Genomic DNA, 19,299 nt, shown 5'->3' with positions numbered 1-19,299 from the left:
CTCTCCGCAAAGGCGAGGTTCGTTCACGAGAAACAGAAAATGATTCCATTAAATGTCCCTTTTTCGGCATTAAAAGGGCGTGCGCTTTTTTCACTGATTTTTTTGACCTCACCGGGATTATTGGCGGCAGAAAATAGCGCCGATAAAACAAAGAAAACCGCCGACGAGACGATTACGGTGGTAGCTGACGGCGCGCAGCAGAACGCCACTAGCGGCTATCAGCCGGTCAGTACCTCAACCGCCACGCTGACCTCGATGCCGATGCTGGATATTCCGCAGGTGGTCAATACCGTGAGCGATAAAGTGCTGGAAGATCAGCACGTCACCAATCTTGATGAGGCGTTGTATAACGTCGCTAACGTCGTACAAACCAATACGTTAGGCGGCACCCAGGACGCCTTTAGCCGCCGCGGGTTCGGTTCTAACCGCGATGGTTCAATCATGACTAACGGATTGCGCACCGTACTGCCGCGCAGCTTTACCGCCGCCACCGAGCGGGTCGAAGTGCTGAAAGGCCCGGCCTCAACGCTATACGGTATTCTCGACCCCGGCGGCTTGATAAACGTCGTCACCAAGCGCCCGGAGCGCACCTTCGGCGGCTCCGTTTCCGCCACTTCCACCAGCTTTGGCGGCGGCACCGGTCAGTTTGACGTAACTGGCCCCATTGAAGGGACGCAGCTGGCGTACCGGGTGATTGGCGAATATCAGAATGAAGACTACTGGCGCAATTTCGGTAAAGAGAAGAGCAGCTTTATTAACCCTTCCCTGACCTGGTTCGGCGAGCGGGCGACGGTAAACGTTTCCTATTCACACCGTAACTACAGCACCCCGTTCGATCGCGGCACCATCTTCGATCTGAACACCGGTCATGCGGTTAACGTCGATCGCAAAACGCGTTTTGATGAACCATTTAACATTACCGACGGTTATTCCGACCTCGCGCAGCTGAATGCGGAATATCGTCTTAATGACGCCTGGACCGCGCGCTTTGACTACAGCTACAGCCAGGATCACTACAACGATAATCAGGCTCGCGTGATGGCCTACGATTCAGCGACCGGAGACCTGACCCGCCGCGTCGACGCCACCCACGGTTCAACGCAGAAAATGCACTCCACGCGGGCGGATTTGCAGGGCAACGTGGTGATAGGAGGTTTCTATAACGAGATCCTCACCGGCCTGGCGTACGAGAATTACGATCTGCTGCGTACCGATATGATCCGCTGTAAGAACGTGAAAGGGTTCAATATCTATAACCCGGTCTACGGCACGGTCGACAAGTGCTCCAGCGTTTCGGCATCCGATAGTGACCAGCGCATTCAGCAGGAGAGCTATGCGGGCTACGTTCAGGATGCGCTCTATCTGACCGATAAGTGGATAGCCGTCGCCGGGGTGCGCTATCAGTATTACACCCAGTACGCGGGTAAAGGCCGTCCGTTTAACGTCAACACCGACAGCAGCGACCAGAAATGGACGCCGAAAGTTGGCCTGGTGTATAAGCTGACGCCGACAATCTCGCTGTTCGGTAACGTGGCACAGTCGTTTATGCCGCAGTCCTCTATCGCCAGCTATATCGGTAACCTGCCGCCGGAAGAGTCCACTTCCTACGAATTAGGCGCGAAGTTTGAGCTGTTCAGCGGCGTTACTGCCAATATCGCGCTGTTCGATATTGATAAGCGTAACGTCCTCTATACCGAAGCGGTGGGCGATGAAACCATCGCGAAAACCGCCGGTAAAGTCCGCTCGCGCGGCGTGGAAGTGGATGTGGCCGGGTCGTTGACCGATAACCTTAGCGTCATCGCCAGCTACGGTTATACCGACGCGAAAGTTACCGATGACCCGGATTATCAGGGCAAACCGCTGCCGAACGTGCCGAAGCACACCGGTTCGCTGTTCCTGAGCTATGACATTCATAACGTCTACGACAGCAATACCCTGACGGTCGGCGGCGGCGGTCGGGCAGTCAGTAAGCGTTCCGGCACCAACGGCGCGGATTATTATCTGCAGGGCTATGCGGTAGCGGATGTGTTCGCGGCCTATAAGATGAAGCTGCAATATCCGGTCACTCTGCAGGTTAACGTGAAGAACCTGTTCGATAAGACGTATTACACGTCATCTATCGGCACCAATAACCTCGGTAACCAAATTGGCGACCCGCGCGAAGTCCAGTTTACGGTGAAAATGGATTTTTAAGTTGATAGCGTTCCCCGGTAGTCCAATTAGGCTACCGGGGAAAACAGGGTTACAGATTGTTGACACGGTGTCGCCTCTGGAATCGCCCGGTGGCGGCTAACGCCTTACCGGGCCTACAAAAAATGCGCGACCTGATGATATTGTGGTATTTGTAGGCCGGGCAAGGCACCAGCCGCCGCCCGGCAGAAATGCGAGCACTGTGTCTAAAATCAGTCTCGTTAGCGTTTTGTCTTCAGAGCAGCCGCGTTCTCATACAGCGTCTGAATGATCTGCTGCTGTTCAGCCGTCGGCTTGATGTCCAGTGAATGGAAAATCTTACCCACCTGATACAGCTGCTCGTTCCCGGAAGCATCTTTAAAGGTTATTGGGACCTGAGTGGTCAGCTTATTCAGCGTAAAAGTGAGATGCTGGATACACACCGGCGTGCTGGTGACGCAGAGATTTTGCAACAGCGTCAGGTTTAAACTATCAATTCTGTCTTCCTGCACCATTAGCTCGCGCGCTTTATCCCACTCTTTCGCCCGCATATAAAAATCGATCACGGTATAGGATTCAAAATCCGGAACATGCTCATGCAGAACCCGCCGGGCATTAACGGTGTCGTTGGCATAGCTGTAAAATTCAGCAAGCGTTTGATAGGGCCGCGCCATTCTTCTACCCGGATTATTTTTCGCTTCAGCGAGATAAATTGCTTCCGCATTCGCCGCAAGTTTTTGTCCTTCCGGTGAGCGCCACATCTCCATCAGACCTTTAGCAATCTCCTTTGTCGCTCTCTCCCATTGGTCAAAACTCTGCCCCTGTGATTCAGCGATAAGCGTATTTAAGAATTTATCCGCCAGCGCATCTTGTTTACGCTCATAAAGGTACTGCAACGCCTGCATTTTATATTCGTAGCAATAATTATTGTCGTAGCAGGCATATTCCGGCGCGGTCATTAATTTTTCCACTCGTTGTTCGAGCAGATCTTTTTCACCAATACTATGCAACAGTCGGATCAGATTCAGCTCCTCCAGCGGTTTTGGCTCGAAAGCAAACGCTTTATCAATCTGGGCGATTCTTTCCGATAACGCGACTGAATAAAACAACCTCAGACCATTATTTTTATAAAACGCCAGCAGCCCCGGCAATGAGTGTTCATAATAACTACCGCTATCCCCGGTCGCCTTAGTTAACCGTTCAGATAGGGCAATAGCTTTATCTTTATTACCGGCAAAAGCATACAGGTTAAGCAAATCGATATATTGCTCATAGTAGGCTACTTCAGCGTTTTCCCTTTTAGCAATAATCGCATCCAGCATCGCCAGGGCTTTATCGGCGTACACCGTGGCGTTGGGAATATCATTTTTCGCCTGATAACTCTTCGCGATAATCACCAGCATTTTGAGCTGCGAGGGCAGCGATACCGCTTCGGCGCCATAGTTTTTTTCATATAGCGCGGCTGCCTGATCGGGGTCAGATTGATAAGCGGTTAAAACAACAGGGAAGTAATACGCTTTAATCGTCGCATTAGATTTACTCAGCAGCGCCAGGGCTGGTTCCGGCTGCTTATTCTTGACCCAGGCGTTGATATAGCTTTCATAAGAGGTCATTGAGGAAGGTTGCTTCAGGCCGATTTTGCTTAAAAACGCCAGCCCCGCTTCCGGCGAATCGTTTTCGGCAAGCCAGCTGGCAGAGAAATTCAGCGCGAACTTTGCCTCTTTCGATTGTGTGTCCAGCCTCTTCAATAATGCATCGGCCCTCTCCATCGGGCCGTACATAAACATTTCTCTTTGCAGTTCAAACCACGGGCCTTGTGAAGAGAAAGTGGAATTGTCAGACAGCGGCACCGCCTTTTCAAGCTTGCGTTCAACAACGGAATAAACATCCGGCTGTTGCTGACTTTGCGCCATGACATGGGTTGAAAACAGCGTAGCCAGGGTTAATAGCGACAGTTGAGATAATTTAGTTTTCATTCTAATAATTCCTTTTAGTTTTGATTTTCCGTCTTCTTGTACTGTCTGAGCGCTTCAACGGCTTCTTTCATCCCTCCCTGCTTAGCCGCTTTTTCTAACCATGCCATTCCAGCGGCAGAGTCGGTACAAGTCAGGAGATATTTTCCCAGTTCAAACTGCGCGGCGGCATCGCCCTGATTGGCTCGGTTAGTTATTTCTGTGGGTTTGTACAACGCCGCCAGTTGCTCATTTTTACGATAGCAGCGGATAACGCTGACGCCATCTTGATCGTAGGTTTCTTCAGTACCGTGCATATCGCCATCAACATAAGGTACGGCGCTTAATAATTTCCCCGTGCGATCGTTAAATTCTTTTTTCATGCCATTTTTAATATCATCGACATAGTCAACTTCTTCCGTCATCTTCCCTGTATTTAAGCTCCAGCGACGGTCGGGTCCATTCTTTTTATCCGCTTTATACGTCGTGGTGAACTGTAACTTGCCGCGTTCATCCCAGTACTTAGATTCACCGTCAAGCTTGCCATCTTTATAGGGATAAAGTGACTTAGGCTGGCCATTTTCCCGCCACTCTTCGGCGTTGCCATCTTTGACATCATGCTTATAGCTGACTGACGTATTCAACTGACCATTGGCAAACCACTCTTTTGCCACTCCATCTCTACGGCCTTCACTATCAAAGAGTACTTCCTGTTTTAATTGACCGTTCTCATACCAGCTTTTTTTCGCCAGCTGTTTGCCATCTTTATAGGTTGAGGTCGATAACAGCTTCCCTTCTTCGCTGTACTCCTCACTAACGCCATCGTCATTGCCGCGGTCATTTTTATGAGAAATTAAGCGAACCTGCCCTGAAGGAAAATAGATAATTTTCTCGCCGACGACCTTACCCTGGCGGTAAGTTGATTTTTCTTTGATTTTGCCATCAGTGAAATACTCGAACGCCGGGCCTTCCAGATGTTGATTCAGATAGCTGTGCTGCTGCTTAATACTGCCATCCTCATAGTAATGAGGGCATTCACCGTCTGCAATTTTATTGTCAACAAACTGACGCAGACTCTCTATCGCGCCATTTTTATAATATGTAATATACTCTCCATTGATTAAACCATTGGCGAATACTGCTGTTTCGGCCTTTTTACCCTCTTCATCATAATATGCGTCATAACGGCCTTGCAGATTGCCTTCATTATTATAATTAGCGGTACCGCTGACGTTTCCACTCTTATACCAGGATTTCAACGCACCGATGAATCTTTGTTGTTTAAATGACTCTTCGTCGGTATACCCCTCAACAGCCATCCGCTTTTTCTGTAAAGATTCGGCGTTATCCTCCTGGGGTTCAATATACCAGCCGACCACTTTCCACAGTTTTTTCTCTTTATCAAAGGGAAGAGGAAGTTCAACAAACAACTCAGCCCTGCGCTTCACCGTGGCTTTGATCTCTCCATCCAACCAAATATAGGGCGCTCGTTTCATATACTCTGCACCGCACAGCGCCTCGGTACATATTTCAATACTGGTCAACATCGATGCCCCTTCGCCATCGCATTGATCGACGGTGAAATAGAAATAGCGATCGTCCAGAATGGACGGCATCAGGCTGCGAATTTTTTCAGCGTACGCCTTAAGGGTTAAACCGAATGATTGAGGACGGGCTGAAAGCGTATCCCGGTTACAGGGTGTCTTACTTTTAAAATAGAAGCGATCGGCTAACAGCAGCTTCATATCTTTACCGATAGCGGTTTTACCAATATCAACCTTATCTATTTGCGCAATGAATGTTATAGGTTCAGATTTTTCCGTAGAGAGCGGCTGTAAATAGGATATTGAGGGGTGGGCCATACAAATAATGGCGATAGTTATCTTTCGCAAAACTTATTCCTTGTCTTGGATATTTTTACGGAAAGATATTACAAGCAATTACAGGAGTAAAGCCGCATACCATTACCGGGCCACACAGACCCGGTATCAACAACTTACCAATCCTCTTCCTGGCCGAGAATACGTAAAATATCCTGGCGATACTGCAACAGCTGCGGATTATCGCGATGGCGAGGAAACTCAAGCGGGAGCGAGAACTCAGCGATAATTCTTCCCGGACGCGGCGACATCACCAGCACCCGCTCACACAGCAGCAGCGCCTCTTCGATATCGTGGGTCACCAGCAGGCTAGTATAGCCCTGCTGCTGCCATAGGGCGATCAGCTCCCGCTGCATGCTGATGCGGGTGAGCGAATCGAGTTTTCCCAGCGGTTCGTCTAATAACAGCAGGCGCGGTTCATTTAACAACGCGCGCGCCAGCGCCGCACGCTGCGCCATCCCGCCGGAAAGCTGGCGCGGCCAGGCCTCGCTAAACGCCTCAAGCCCCATCCGTGAAATCAGCGCGTCGGCCTTCGGCTCAAGCCCCTTCTTGCCCTGCGCCTGCGGCCCCAGCAGCACGTTTTGCCGTACCGTCAGCCACGGGTAGAGCGTCGGGTCCTGAAACACCAGAATTCGCTCGGGCCCCGGTCCGTCCATTGCCGCCTCATCAATCTGAATGTGCCCACTCTGTTGCGCCTCCAGTCCCGCCAGCAGTCGCAACAGGGTCGATTTACCGCAGCCTGACGGCCCAAGCAGCGCGACGCTCTCTCCGGGCCGCAGCTGAAGACTGATATTCTCCAGCACCGGAACCGTTTGTTTGCCAAGCGTAAAAGCATGATGAAGATGGCTAATCGATACCGTTGCCCCGGTAGATATCGCCTGAGAATTTAGCGTCACGGTTACCATTTCATCCCTCCCCGCTGCCAGCTCAGCAGCCTGTCGCGAACCATAAACAGCCCGCTAATCAGACCGGAGCACAACAACGCCATCACCAGCAGCGCCGCGTACATATTGGGATACGCCGCCCAGCCCTGCGCCCATTGCAGATAAAAGCCGATCCCGGATTTTACCCCCACCATTTCAGCGACAATCAGCACCGAAAACGACGCGCCAAGGCCCATAAACAGGCCGACAAACACGTTTGGTAACGCGGCGGGGATCGCTACTCGCAGGATCAGAAAGCGCTGGCTGGCCCCCAGAGTACGCGCCACGTCATACCATGCCCTATCGATGCCGATCACCCCGGACCAGGTCAGCACGGTCACCGGAAACCAGGTGCTGAGCGCAATCAGAAAAACGCTGGCGCCGAAGCTCGAAGGGAAAATAAACAGGCACAGCGGCAACAGCGCGGTGGACGGCACCGGCCCCAGCAGGCGCAAAACCGGATGCACCCAGTAGCCGATACGCTGAGACCAGCCGATCGCCAGACCGCTGATAAAACCGCAGCTGGTGCCGAGCAGCACGCCAAGCCCGAGCAGCCCCAGCGAATGCAGAAGGCTGTCAAGCAGGCGCGGCCAGTCATCGTGCAGCACTTCAATCAGCGCCTGCGGCGGCGCGAAAAACGGTACCGGCAGAAACGCCGTCTTCGCCGTCAGCCCTTCCCATATAGCAAACAGCACCGGCAGCAGCGCCAGCCATTTCCCGGCATGTTGCAACCGCGCGCCCCGCTGCCGCCAGTAGCGGTAGCTCAGCGCCAGCAGCAGTAATCCCCCGCCGACGGTGAACTGAGCCAGCGCCCAACCTTCGCTAAACGGCCAGCGCCGCCCGACATCCGGCCAGGCGAGAGTAAAAAAGCCGCCCAGCAGCCACAATACGCCAGCCAGCAGGCCTTCATTCCACAGCGGCCTGCCGCGGGTCGGGCGCGACAGCACCCGTTCAGGCGAAAACGTTGACATAAATACTCTCCGCAAACTGATGAGGATCGGTCCCCGGCTTGATCACCTGCACCCGCTGAAGATCCACCGCATACTGCGTCAGCTCTTTGACAAACGCCTCGCCCACCGCATGATGACCGTGCCCCTGCCCGTGAAGGATCCCGCTGACCTCCGCTTCATTGGTATTCAGCGCATGGGCCAGGAAGGATTGCGCCACGCTTTCCGGGTGTTCAGCGGCGTAGCTGTGTGCTTCAAGAATCGCCTGAGTGAGCGCGGCGGCGGCAGGTTTGTGATCTCGCGCCAGAGTACCGCTGACGCCCAGCACGCAGCAGCTCAGGTTGGCGTAATCGCCGGTCATATTGCTGGCGATAAGCTGATATTTACCGGTTTCCAGCAGGCGATAGCTAAATGGTTCGCTGCCGCTAATGGCGGCGATTTCGCGTTTATCCAGCGCGACGCTGAGCAGATCGGCGGGATAGACTTTCCACTGCACGTCGCTTATTGGGTCGATGCCGTGGCGCTTAAGTAAAATGGCGAAGAAATTTTTGTCCGGCCCGGCCATATCGGTAACGCCGATGGTTTGCCCTTTCAGGCTCTCCAGGCCGCCAAACGGCGAGTTTTTCGCCGTCAGCAGGTTCAGACAGCCACCGTGGGTTCCGGCGGTCAACTTGACGTCGAAGCCCTGTTCCAGCGCCTTCAGCCAGCGTAGCGCCATGCCAACCCCGGCGTCGGCCTTGCCGGTGGCAATCGCCTCCAGCAGCACGTCCGTTGAGTTGCCGAAGTTAACGAACTCAACGTCGAGATTGTATTTACTGAAAATCTTCTGCTGCTCCGCGACGGCAACCGGCGCGAGGCACACCGCGCTTTTGTTTATCGCCAGCTTGATTTTGTACGGCTGTGCCAGACGCAGTGCCGGATGCTCGTCGCTGCTCGCCATCGCCGCCATATCGTGAGCCCATAACGGCAGCGATGCCCCCGCCAGCGCCACGCCGCCAGTTAATTGTAAAAAGCGACGACGGGAAAAACCGGAACGCATCATGGCGCGACCTCCGCATGAGCCTGCGCGGCAGGCACGCTAAAACCGTTATCAAATGTCGGCGTGACGTCGAGCTTTGCGCGGATCAGGCCGTTGGCGAGGTAGAAATCCGCCGTTGATTGCTGCTGGGCGACCGTTTGCGAATCCAGGCGCAGCCACTGCGACTGACGATTGGCAAACTGCGCGCGGGCGATATCCGCCGGGAAGCGGATAATTTCCCCCAGCGTTTTACCGTAGCTATCAAGGTTGGCGTAGGCCCAGCGCTCGGCTCCGGCCAGGCGATTGAGATAATCTTGTAGCGCCGCGCGTTTTTGCGGATCGTTCAGCGCATCATCGGTGGCAGCAAGGAAAGTGTTGCCCGGCAGCAGCCCTTTGCCGCTCACCAGAATCTGCCCCTCGGCGGTCTTGACCAGTTGAGTGGTGTACGGCTCCCAGGTCGCCCAGGCATCTACCGAACCGTTAAGCAGCGCCACTTTGGCATCCACCGGCCCGAGAAACACCCACTGCACCTCTTTGGGCGAAATGCCCGCCTGCTCCAGCGCTTTCAGCGCCACGAAATGACCAATCGACCCTTTACCGGTGGCAATACGCTTGCCTTTTAAATCCGCCGCGCTTTTCAGCGGGCTGCCGGGAGAGACCAGCACTGCGGTCCCCGCTGGATTGCTTTTATCAACGGCGATGGCTTTGACCGGCGCGCCGTTCGCCAGCGCGAACAGCAGCGGCGCATCGCCGATAATCCCCACGTCCACCGCACCGGCGTTCAACGCTTCCGCCAGCGGCGCAGCGGCAGGAAACTCGGCCCACTTAATGTCGTACGAGAGATTTTGCAGCGCGTTGGCGGCTTCCAGCTGCGAACGCATGCCGCCTTTTTGATCGGCGATGCGTAGAGTGATTCGCTCCTGAGCCGCCGCATAGCCGCTCAGGGCCAACAGCATCGCCGCCCCGGCTAAACGGGTGAATTTAGGTATGCGCATATGAATTATCCTTATTTTTGAAAAGCGTATTTGCCTGCCGCCAGCCACGCGCTGTCGCTCTGCGGGGTATGTACCCGCCCGCACAGCACGTTGCGATAGTGGCGTTCCAGAGGGTTTTGCCGACTCAGACCATGATTGCCGGTCAGCTCCAGCGCCAGGTTCACCGCCTGAATGGCGTTGTCGGTAATGGTGACTTTTGCCAGATTCGCCTCGATGGCGGAAAAATCCAGCGCTGCGGCCTTTTCCAGCAAGCTGCGATTCACCAGCAGCAGCCCGTCAATCTGCCCGACCTTTTCCTGCACTCGCGGCAGGCTGGAAAGCGGCTGCCCGAGGTTTCCCGGAATACGCGCACTCAGCCATGCCACCAGCCAGTCGCGGGCGGCGCGGGCGATGCTGTCGTAAATCGCCGTCAGCAGCGCCGTGTGGCGGTTGGCAAACAGGCGAAACTGCTCGGCATCCGGCGCGGGGGGCGCATCGACTGGCCATACGTCCACCGCATTCTCTGCAGACACCTGCACATTTTTCAGAATGACTTCATGACTGCCGGTTGCCCGCATTCCGGCGTGATCCCAGCTTTTCACCACGGTGATGCCGTCACTATCGCGGGGTACCAGCCAGGTACCGACCAGCGGCGTACTGTCGTCACTGCGACCCCAGAGCGCCAGCCAGTTCAGGCCTTCGATGCCGGTGGTATAGATTTTGTGGCCACTAATTCGCCAGCCCTCCGCGCTGCGGCTCGCCACGGTTTTCGGCAGGCCGCCGCGTGCCGGAGATCCCAGCTCCGGCTCCACGCGCAGGCTATTAATCAACCCGCCCCGCTCAACGGCATCCTGAAAAACCTGCTGGCGCAGCGGCTCGGCCCAGTTTTCATTTTCCGCCAGCCGCAAGTGATGCAGATACTGCATGCAGACGATCAGCGCCGTCGCCGGTTCACCCCAGGCAATGGCGGCGATAGCCTGCTGAAGACGCGCTAAGTCGGCTCCCGATCCGCCATATTGTCGCAGCACGGCAAGGCTTAAAAAGCCGCGCTGGCGCAAACGTTCGATATTGTGATGAGGAAATTCACCGCTGGCGTCGAGGCTGGCCGCCTGCTCTGCCATTAGCTGGCGGATCTCCGTCAGCCGCCGCGACCAATCATCGAATGCGGAATCGGTCACGATGCGCGCTCCGCCACGGAGCGCAAAGCGGCTTTTTCACGGGTTATCGGCAGCAGCGCTTTCCCGTACTCCTGCGCATCGTTGAGCGGATCGAATCCGCGGATCAGGAAGTTGCGCACGCCAAGGTCGTAGTAGTCGAGCAGCGCGTCGGCAACCTGTTCAGGCGTGCCCACCAGCGCGGTGGAGTTGTGACCGCCGCCGACCAGTTGGGCGATCCCGGTCCACAGGCGTTTATCCACCACCTTGCCCTGCGCCGCCGTCGCCCGCAGGCGCTGCGCGCCGACGCTATCGGGCTTGGCTTTGAAACCGCCTTCAGTCTGCGCCGCACGTTCGGTGGCGACGTGCAAAATATGCTCGGCCTTTTCCCAGGCTTCGGCTTCGGTGTCGGCGATAATCGGGCGGAAAGAGACGCTGAAGTCGATCTCACGCTGATGTTTCGCCGCCTCGGCCCGCACGCGCCGGATGGTTTCATCGGTTTGTGCCAGCGATTCTCCCCACAGGGCGAAAACATTGGCGTGCTTTCCGGCCACGGCAATGGCCGCTTCCGACGAGCCGCCGAAATATAAGGGGATATGCGACTTTTGCAGCGGGCGGATCGCCGACCAGGCCTGTTCCGCCTGATAAAAATCATTGGCGATATCCACCGGTTGTTCGGCGGTCCAGACCTTGCGGAGGGTATCGAGGAAGGCATCGGTACGGGCATAGCGCTGGTCATGATCGAGATAGTCACCGTCGCGGCGCTGCTCGGCATCGTTACCGCCGCTGATGATATGCACCGCCAGGCGTCCACCCAGCAGGTGTTCAAGGGTAGCGAATTTACGCGCCGCAAGAGTTGGCGAGACAAAACCGGGGCGATGCGCCAGCAGGAAGCTGATGTTTTGCGTCGACAGCCCGGCCAGCGCGGTCACCAGAAATCCATCGGGTTGATCGGACCAGTGCCCGACCAGCAAGCGGTCGAACCCGGCAGCCTCGTGGGTTTGCGCAAAGCGCACGATGTAGTCGCGGTCAAAAATCGGGCCAACCGGGGCGATGGTTTCCGACGACAGGCGATGACCGATCATGCCGAGAAACTGAATGCTCATACAGAACTCCTTGTATCAGGATAACGAATGGGCCGCAGCGGCGGCGCGTTTTCATTACCCTATACACAGGCTCTTAATGAACAAAATGCATTTTTATCATATCTTAATATGCGATATAAGCATTTAAAAAATTACATATATCTTTCATGCAGATACATTAAGTTGCTGAACGACCTTAGCGGCAAAAAAAGTCAGCGGCTGGCTCAGGTTAGCCAGATTTTGCGCATTAACCAACCACAGATGTACCTCGGGCTGAAAATCCTCAAGCGTTAGTACCGTCACTTCATCGCGCCAAGGACTGGCGGCCAGCGCAGCGCGCGGTACCAGGCCCAGTCCCAGCCCTTGAGCCACCAGGCTAATTTGCAACTGGGCACCGGCGGTTTCCACATTCAGCGCTAAACGCAGCCCTTGCGATTGCAGCTCACGGATCAGCCCCGCCCGCAGGCCGCAGCCGTCGGGATTCAGCACCCAGCCTTTCTCCGCGCAGTCCCGCAGCGCTCCGGCATGCAGACGCCAGCTTTTCGCCGCAATCACCACGATATCCAGCGGGCAAAGCAGCCGCCCGCAGTAGCCCTCAGCAAAGCTCAGTTGCTCAGGCCCCATCGCCAACACCCCATCCAGTTCGACGCTCTCCAGCCGCCTTTGCAACAGCCCGCTCCAGCCGCAGGTGACCTGTGGTTGCAGGGCGGGAAACTGCTGGCGCAGCGCGGCCAGCGCCGGTTGCAGCGCAATTTCCGCCACGCTTTGCGGCACCCCGAGACGCAGGATGCCGTGCGGCTCAGCCTCAGGGTCGAGCAGGCCATACAGTTTTTTAGTTTCCCGCTTGATGCTCAGACATTGCTCATAAACCCGGTGCCCGGCGGCGGTCAGGGTAAGCGGTCGGGTCTGGCGCTCCAGCAGCGTCACGTTCAGGGTTTGCTCCAGACGCTGGAGGCGGCGGGTAATCGCCGATTGGGTAATACCAAGATATTCTGCGGCCTGATTCAGGGAGGAAAACTGCACGGTGGCCAGCAGAGCGTCGATGTCGTCGATGCGCATAGCGTCCTTAATGTTAATTTTGCATATTAATATATGCGGAAATTGCATTTTAATTATATTAACGCCTTTGCTAGCGTAAAGACCAGTCCCGACAACAGGAAGCGATCATGACCGCACCGCGAGTGGAAAAATTACGCCAGTTTATTCAAGACGTTGATGCCCTGCATCGCGATTTTACCGATGAGCCCGCCCTGCTGGATGCCGTAGCCCGTCGTCTGGCGACGCTGGTGAAAAAAGATGACTGGCTGCCGGAGGAGTACACGCTGCCGCATCCCCACCGCTATCAGCAGTATCTGCTGCACGCCGACTCCGGGCAGCGTTTTTCCATTGTGAGTTTCGTCTGGGGGCCGGGGCAATCGACGCCGATTCACGATCACCGGGTGTGGGGAGCCATCGGTATGCTGCGCGGCGCGGAGGAGAATCAGCGCTACCGCCTGGACCAGCACGGTCAGCCGGTGTCCAGCGGCCTTGCCGAGCGCCTCTCCCCCGGCGAGGTGGAAAAGGTCTCTTCCCGCGACGGCGACATTCACCGGGTAAGCAACGCGCTGACGGACAGTGTCTCTATCAGCATTCACGTCTACGGCGGCAATATCGGCGGCGTCAGGCGCGCGGTTTATACCGAGGAAGGCCTCGTTAAACCGTTTGTTTCCGGCTACTCCAATCGCCACTTACCCAATATCTGGGATCTCTCTAAGGATAATTAATATGCCTGATTACTCTTATCGCCCGGCGGCACAGCTGCGCCAGGCGCTGCTTGACGGCGCGGAGCTGGCGCTGATCGACCTTCGCGAAGAGGCGGAGTTCGCCCGCAATCATCCGCTGTTTGCCGCTAACCTGCCGCTAAGCAAGCTGGAGCTGGAAATTTTCCGTCGCGTACCGCGCCTGACGACGCCGATTACCTTGTATGACAACGGCGAAGGCCTGGCGGAACTGGCCGTTGAGCGTCTGCATAGCTGGGGATATCAGGATGTTAGCCTGCTGGAGGGCGGTCTACAGGGCTGGCAGCGCAGCGGCGGAGAGCTGTTTCAGGACGTCAATTCACCGAGCAAAGCCTTCGGCGAACTGGTGGAAAGCAAGCGGCATACGCCCTCGCTGAGCGCCGAAGAAGTGAAAGACCTAATCAACGGTCAGCAGGAGGTGGTTATCGTCGACGCGCGCCGCTTCGATGAGTATCAAACTATGAATATTCCCGGCAGCATCAGCGTGCCCGGCGCAGAGCTGGCGCTGCGTATTGAGGGGCTGCTCCCTTCGCCGCAGACCACGGTTATCGTCAACTGCGCGGGACGCACCCGCAGCATTATCGGTACGCAGTCGTTACGTAACGCCGGTTTGCCCAATCCGGTCTACGCGCTGCGTAACGGCACCATCGGCTGGACCTTAGCCGGGCTTGAACTCGAACACGGTCAGCAGCGGCGCTACGATACAGATTTTCACGCCTCAGCCGAACGCGTGGCGCAGGTGAAACAGCTAGCCGAGCGCGCGGGTGTGATTTTTATCGATAGTGACACCGTTAAGCGCTGGCAGCGGCAGCCCGAACGTACCACGTATCTATTCGATGTACGCAGCCCGGAAGAGTACGCGACGGGCCATCTGCCGCAGAGCGTGAGCGCTCCCGGCGGGCAACTGGTGCAGGAAACCGATCATTTCGCCAGCGTTCGCGGGGCGCGGATTGTACTCATTGCCGATGATGAGATTCGTGCGCCGATAACCGCTTCCTGGCTGGCGCAGATGGGCTGGGAGGTTGCAGTATTAAACGATGTGCGGCGGGATGATTTTAACGAGCGCGGAACCCCAGCCATCAGCGTCCCTCCGGGACCGCAGGTGGAGGAGATTTCGCCGCAGCAGCTGGCGGAACAGCTACGGGAGCCGGGTACCGTGGTGCTGGATTTCACCACCAGCGCCAACTATGTCGCCCGACATATTCCTGGCGCGTACTGGCTGGTACGCTCGCAGCTGCGCCAGGCGCTGGAGACAACCCCCTCAGCTAAACGTTACGTTGTCACCTGTGGCAGCAGCCTGCTGGCAAGATACGCGGTGCCGGAAGTGGCGGCATTAACCGGTAAACCGGTACAGCTATTGAACGGCGGAACGCTGGCGTGGATTAGCGCTGGCCTGGCGCTGGAGCATGGTGAGACGCATCTGGCGACGCCGCGTAGCGATCGCTATCGCCGTCCGTATGAAGGAACCGATAACTCCCCTGCGGCAATGCAGGCCTACCTCGACTGGGAGTTCGGCCTGGTTGAACAGCTGGCACGCGATGGCACGCACGGGTTTAAGGTATTGTAAGTCGGGAATAAACACTTCCCCGGAGGCGGTGCTGCGCACCTGTCCGGGCTACAAAACCGCACGAATCCGTAGCCCGGGCAAGGCGCTTCTTTTCCGCGCCGCCCCCGGGAATGCCTCGGTGCTCGCTCGTTATCAGATCTCCGGCGTGGTTTTAAAACCGGTCAGCATCAGCATTGGCTCCTGCTGCGCGAAAGCCGGGTCGAAATGGTAGCTGTTGCCCTGACGGTCGCCGCCAATATACCAGGAGATCTCGGTTTTTCCTTCCGCCAGCGCCTTACGCACCGCTTTATCAACGTTCACCATCCGGTATTCCCGCGATGAATTGAGATATAACGAGGCATCAGAGCTGTAGTTGCAGGACGGACGATGGTTCCAGGTCACGCTATCTGCGCTCCAGTCGTTGCTCGCCGGATAGAAGAAGATCTGATCCGCACCGTTGGTTTCCACTTTACCGCCGTAAATCCGCACCTGATATTTAAACAGTGAGGCGTCCTGACCCTGCGGCAGCGGCGGGATCTGGAATTTCACCAGCGTCATGGTTTCCGGATTATGCGTGCGACCACCGTTCTTCCAGTTATCGCTCACCACCAGATTTTCTGGCGCAGCATGCGTAGCGGTCGGTTCAGTGCTGTCTACCAGCGCGTTCTCTTCCACCGTCGTGAAACCATAAGGCACCGCGCTCCCGCAATCGATCCCCTTATTCATGCAGCGTTCGGTCATATAGTGCGCCCCTTCCACCGTCCAGCCGTTCATAAAATCAGCATGGGCGGAGTAAATGCTGCCCCAATGTTCTTCACGTATATCACCGTTCATTACCGGGTCCATCGACAGTTCAACTTTCGCCGTGTCGAGGGATTTGATCTGCGGCAAGACGTAGGCAATGTTCATATTCACCGTCGGCATTTTGACCGGATAAGCGGTCGGGCAGGCGCCATTTACATCGTACGCCGCGTTGCTGTGCCCATGGGTTGGCTTCAGGTTGACGCCATCCCAGCAGTTAGGGAACTGAATACCGATATTAAACTGTACCGCATCGCCGCCCTTACGCAGCCCACAAACCTCTCCGGCTTTGTTGCTGTAGCCTTTGCCGTTAGCGCACAGAAAAGTGATGCGCGAACTGGGTGCCGAACCATGATGATCGCCCGCCAGCAGTTCGAGGCCCGCCGGGAACGGATGCAGCGGATGTTGTTCCACTTTGGTGGTCTGGTAATAGGTTTTCTGGTAGGCCGGGGTGACGATTTGGCCATCCGGTAGCTTCATCGACGGTGCCCAGTAGGCAGAGCTGTCGGCTTTGTTATCGCAGGTGGTTTCCGGCTGGTCGCGCAGCGTCTGGTAAGTAGACACCGCATCGGTATGGGTGTTGCCGAAAAAGTCATGCCACATGGCCTGGTTCGGCTTACCGAACATCATAATAGCGTCATCGCCGAGCGTATGGTGATACGCACAGACCACGTGAGCCTGTGGGCCGGCATGAGCGGAAAAAGCGCTGGCGGCCAGCAGCGGGGCGAGACTTAAAGCGAACGAGTTCAATTTCATTTTGCAATCCTCCTTGTTTGAAGGAGTGCAGAGATAGCAAACGCCCGCCGATGTTACACATCATCAATCATCATTTCGTCTCATCAACTCATCATCGCCCGGCTCGCGCATGATCCAGGAATACTGGAACGACTTCTCTGCCGGCGTATGGGTGCGGCGGCGAAACGACCCCAACGACTGCGGCGTACAGTAGGTGCAGCTTCCCAGCCACTCCATATTTTCATCAGGCACGCCCACATTGCGCAGTAGCAGTTCGGCAAAAACCCGCAGATCAAACCATAAATTATCGCTGCAGGTCGCTTTCGCCCGAGCCCCCTCAGACGAGGCCTGATGAGGCCGAAAAATACGTTCACGATGGCGTTTTGCCAGTTCGCCCGCAGGCATTGCCAGCAGCGCCTGATAAAAATCTGACGAAACTTCGTAGCAGCAGGGATGAATATGCGGCCCGCTCACCACCACCAGCTCTTGGGGAGAAACCTGATAACGCCGAAACAGCGCGAGGCTATTTTCGATGATCCCGCTGGCCGCGCCGCGCCAGCCCGCGTGGACGCTGCAGATATAGCGCCCGTCTCGCGAAGCCATCAGCAGTGGCAGGCAATCGGCGGTCACCACCCCCATCTTCTGCCCTTTGACGGCGGTAAACATCGCGTCGGCAAGGGGTCGCTCCGCCTGCGGCGCCTGATAGTGATGTACGACGTTGCCGTGAACCAGCTTGACCGGTGCCATTTCGCCGTAGGGAAAGGCGGCAGTTTCATGAACATCGAGAAAGGCGTAGCGGATGCCGGGGATATCGCTCAATAAGCGGGATGTAAAAGACATGATGCCCGAAAGAATCAATGGATGATGATTTAACGTATGCCAAAGTGGGTGGATGCGCAAGGTAAGGTATCCTGCGAGCGACTTCCCCTCACCCTAACCCTCTCCCCAAAGGGGCGAGGGAACGGTTTTGAGCGCCTTTTTATTATGGCGCTCCCTCGACTACAAGCAACAAGCTTCTGCGGACCGGTACCCCGGGCAAGGTGCAGCTTTTCCGCGCCGCCCCGGGAACCTCTCTGTTCTATCAGGCCAGCGCCGCGCGCTTTTGTCGGCTCATCAGCCAGAACACCGCCGCACCTGCCAGCAAAATTCCGGGAGCCGAAGCCGCCATCACGCCGAGGGTGCCAGTGCCCAGTGCGAGCATTTTTCCCGCCAGCAGCGGGCCGCTCATTGCCCCTAAACGCCCTATCGCCACCGCAGTCCCCACCCCGGTCGCGCGGATTTCGGTGCGATAAAACAGCGGCGCCAGTGCATACAGCACACTCTGCCCGCCTGTGGCGAACAGTCCGGCAACAAATCCCGAGAATAGCATCGCGCCAAGAGACGATGCGGTGCCCAGCGCCAGCAGCGACGCCAGCATGCCGGTGTAAATCAGCAGCGACATCCACAGCGGGCTGAGCTTATCCATCAGCGCCCCCAACAGCAGCGTGCCGCTGGCGGCACCGAACTGGAGAACAAACATCACGCCCGCCGCCTCGCTGGCGCTGAAACCCTGGCCGACTAACAGCATCGGCAGCCAGTTAATCAGCATATACACCACCAGCAGCGTGAAGAAATAACACAGCCACAGCAGCAACGTGGCGGCGGCGTTACCCGGCGCGAGCAGCGTACGCAACGGCACGCCTTCTACGCTGCGCCGAAAGACCGGCGATTCCGGCAGCCAGCGCATCAGTAATGGCACCAGCAGCAGCGGGACGACACCGCCAACCCAGAATACCGTTTGCCAAGCCGAAGCGAGGCCGAAAAAGCCCAGCGCCGCCGCCAGCGCTGCGCCAATCGGCACGCCGCAGTACATCAGGCTCACCGCCCTGCCGCGAAAGCGCGGACCGGCGGCCTCGGAAGTTAAAGCAATCAGATTGGGTAGGGCCGCGCCCAGCCCAACGCCGGTCAACAGCCGGGCCAGCAGCAGCGTCGGGTAATTCCACGCCAGAGCGGTGGCGATGGAGAACAGGCCAAAGAGCAGAACCGAGCCCAGCAGAATACGCTTGCGCCCATAACGATCCGCCAGAATGCCGCCCACCAGCGCGCCGGGCAGCAGGCCGAAGATCCCGGCGCTAAAAATCCAGCCCATCTGCATTTTATCCAGCGCGAACGCTTGCGCCATGCCGACGGCGGCAATCCCCGCAGCCTGCAGATCCAGCCCTTCCATCAGGGCCACCATAAAACAGAGCCCGACGGTTAACATCAGGCGTGAATTGCTTGCAGTCGTGGTTTGGGTCATAGGGTACCTTTGCGATATCCGGATAATCGGAGCAGGTGAATGGCGGCTGATACGTTGCC

Annotated in this window: 14 protein-coding genes and 1 pseudogene; 3 read left to right on the top strand and 12 right to left on the bottom strand. The window is 56.6% G+C overall.

The annotated features are described in order from the left end of the window. Positions 1-120: 120 nt before the first annotated feature. Complete coding sequence (locus ACMYSL_RS12370) at positions 121-2,193, top strand: TonB-dependent siderophore receptor (RefSeq protein WP_182240804.1); 2,073 nt, start codon at positions 121-123, stop codon at positions 2,191-2,193. 218 nt (positions 2,194-2,411) lie between these two features. Here ACMYSL_RS12370 and ACMYSL_RS12365 read toward each other — a convergent pair whose 3' ends face one another. The 9 genes and pseudogenes from ACMYSL_RS12365 to ACMYSL_RS12325 all read right to left on the bottom strand — a co-directional run bounded on the left by ACMYSL_RS12365 (position 2,412) and on the right by ACMYSL_RS12325 (position 13,161). Beyond that, complete coding sequence (locus ACMYSL_RS12365; protein ID WP_434663126.1) at positions 2,412-4,145, bottom strand: tetratricopeptide repeat protein; 1,734 nt, start codon at positions 4,143-4,145, stop codon at positions 2,412-2,414. 14 nt (positions 4,146-4,159) lie between these two features. Next, positions 4,160-6,013 carry a hypothetical protein gene (locus ACMYSL_RS12360; protein ID WP_434663124.1) on the bottom strand — a complete coding sequence of 618 codons (1,854 nt, stop codon included), beginning with the start codon at positions 6,011-6,013 and terminating at the stop codon, positions 4,160-4,162. Positions 6,014-6,117: 104 nt separating this feature from the next. After that, positions 6,118-6,906 (bottom strand): ABC transporter ATP-binding protein, encoded by a 789-nt coding sequence (locus tag ACMYSL_RS12355; protein ID WP_434663122.1) that lies wholly within the window; start codon positions 6,904-6,906, stop codon positions 6,118-6,120. Continuing rightward, positions 6,900-7,895, bottom strand: a complete 996-nt coding sequence (locus ACMYSL_RS12350) for an ABC transporter permease (protein ID WP_434663120.1) — start codon at positions 7,893-7,895, stop codon at positions 6,900-6,902. The genes ACMYSL_RS12355 and ACMYSL_RS12350 overlap by 7 nt, the downstream gene beginning before the upstream one ends. Further along, entirely contained in the window at positions 7,876-8,913 is a 1,038-nt protein-coding gene (locus ACMYSL_RS12345) for an ABC transporter substrate-binding protein (protein WP_434663117.1), read from the bottom strand. The genes ACMYSL_RS12350 and ACMYSL_RS12345 overlap by 20 nt, the downstream gene beginning before the upstream one ends. Next, on the bottom strand, positions 8,910-9,884 hold the full coding sequence (locus ACMYSL_RS12340; RefSeq protein WP_182239320.1) for an ABC transporter substrate-binding protein: 975 nt from the start codon (positions 9,882-9,884) through the stop codon (positions 8,910-8,912). The genes ACMYSL_RS12345 and ACMYSL_RS12340 overlap by 4 nt, the downstream gene beginning before the upstream one ends. Before the next feature lie 11 nt (positions 9,885-9,895). Further along, positions 9,896-10,984 carry an acyl-CoA dehydrogenase family protein gene (locus ACMYSL_RS12335; protein WP_434664051.1) on the bottom strand — a complete coding sequence of 363 codons (1,089 nt, stop codon included), beginning with the start codon at positions 10,982-10,984 and terminating at the stop codon, positions 9,896-9,898. Between the two features lie 34 nt (positions 10,985-11,018). Continuing rightward, positions 11,019-12,123, bottom strand: a pseudogene (locus ACMYSL_RS12330) (LLM class flavin-dependent oxidoreductase). 144 nt (positions 12,124-12,267) lie between these two features. Next, entirely contained in the window at positions 12,268-13,161 is an 894-nt protein-coding gene (locus tag ACMYSL_RS12325; protein WP_434663114.1) for a LysR family transcriptional regulator, read from the bottom strand. A 107-nt stretch (positions 13,162-13,268) separates the two neighbouring features. On the opposite strand from ACMYSL_RS12325, the gene ACMYSL_RS12320 reads away from it, so the two are divergent. Together ACMYSL_RS12320 and ACMYSL_RS12315 are read left to right on the top strand one after the other, a co-directional pair. Next, positions 13,269-13,865 carry a cysteine dioxygenase gene (locus ACMYSL_RS12320; RefSeq protein WP_434663112.1) on the top strand — a complete coding sequence of 199 codons (597 nt, stop codon included), beginning with the start codon at positions 13,269-13,271 and terminating at the stop codon, positions 13,863-13,865. 1 nt (position 13,866) lies between these two features. Beyond that, positions 13,867-15,447, top strand: a complete 1,581-nt coding sequence (locus ACMYSL_RS12315; RefSeq protein WP_434663110.1) for a rhodanese homology domain-containing protein — start codon at positions 13,867-13,869, stop codon at positions 15,445-15,447. 132 nt (positions 15,448-15,579) lie between these two features. Here ACMYSL_RS12315 and ACMYSL_RS12310 read toward each other — a convergent pair whose 3' ends face one another. The 3 genes from ACMYSL_RS12310 to mhpT form a co-directional block, all read right to left on the bottom strand. Next, positions 15,580-16,983: a CBM96 family carbohydrate-binding protein gene (locus ACMYSL_RS12310; protein ID WP_434663108.1), complete on the bottom strand. Its 1,404-nt coding sequence runs from the start codon at positions 16,981-16,983 to the stop codon at positions 15,580-15,582. Between the two features lie 63 nt (positions 16,984-17,046). Then, positions 17,047-17,802, bottom strand: a complete 756-nt coding sequence (locus ACMYSL_RS12305; RefSeq protein ID WP_434663105.1) for a polyphenol oxidase family protein — start codon at positions 17,800-17,802, stop codon at positions 17,047-17,049. Between the two features lie 241 nt (positions 17,803-18,043). Next, positions 18,044-19,240 (bottom strand): 3-(3-hydroxy-phenyl)propionate transporter MhpT, encoded by a 1,197-nt coding sequence (gene mhpT / locus ACMYSL_RS12300; protein ID WP_434663103.1) that lies wholly within the window; start codon positions 19,238-19,240, stop codon positions 18,044-18,046. Between the last annotated feature and the right edge of the window lie 59 nt (positions 19,241-19,299).

This window comes from Klebsiella sp. MISC125 (assembly GCF_051131775.1).
Taxonomy (GTDB): Bacteria; Pseudomonadota; Gammaproteobacteria; order Enterobacterales; family Enterobacteriaceae; genus Klebsiella.
This window is presented reverse-complemented; position numbering and strand designations above follow the sequence as displayed.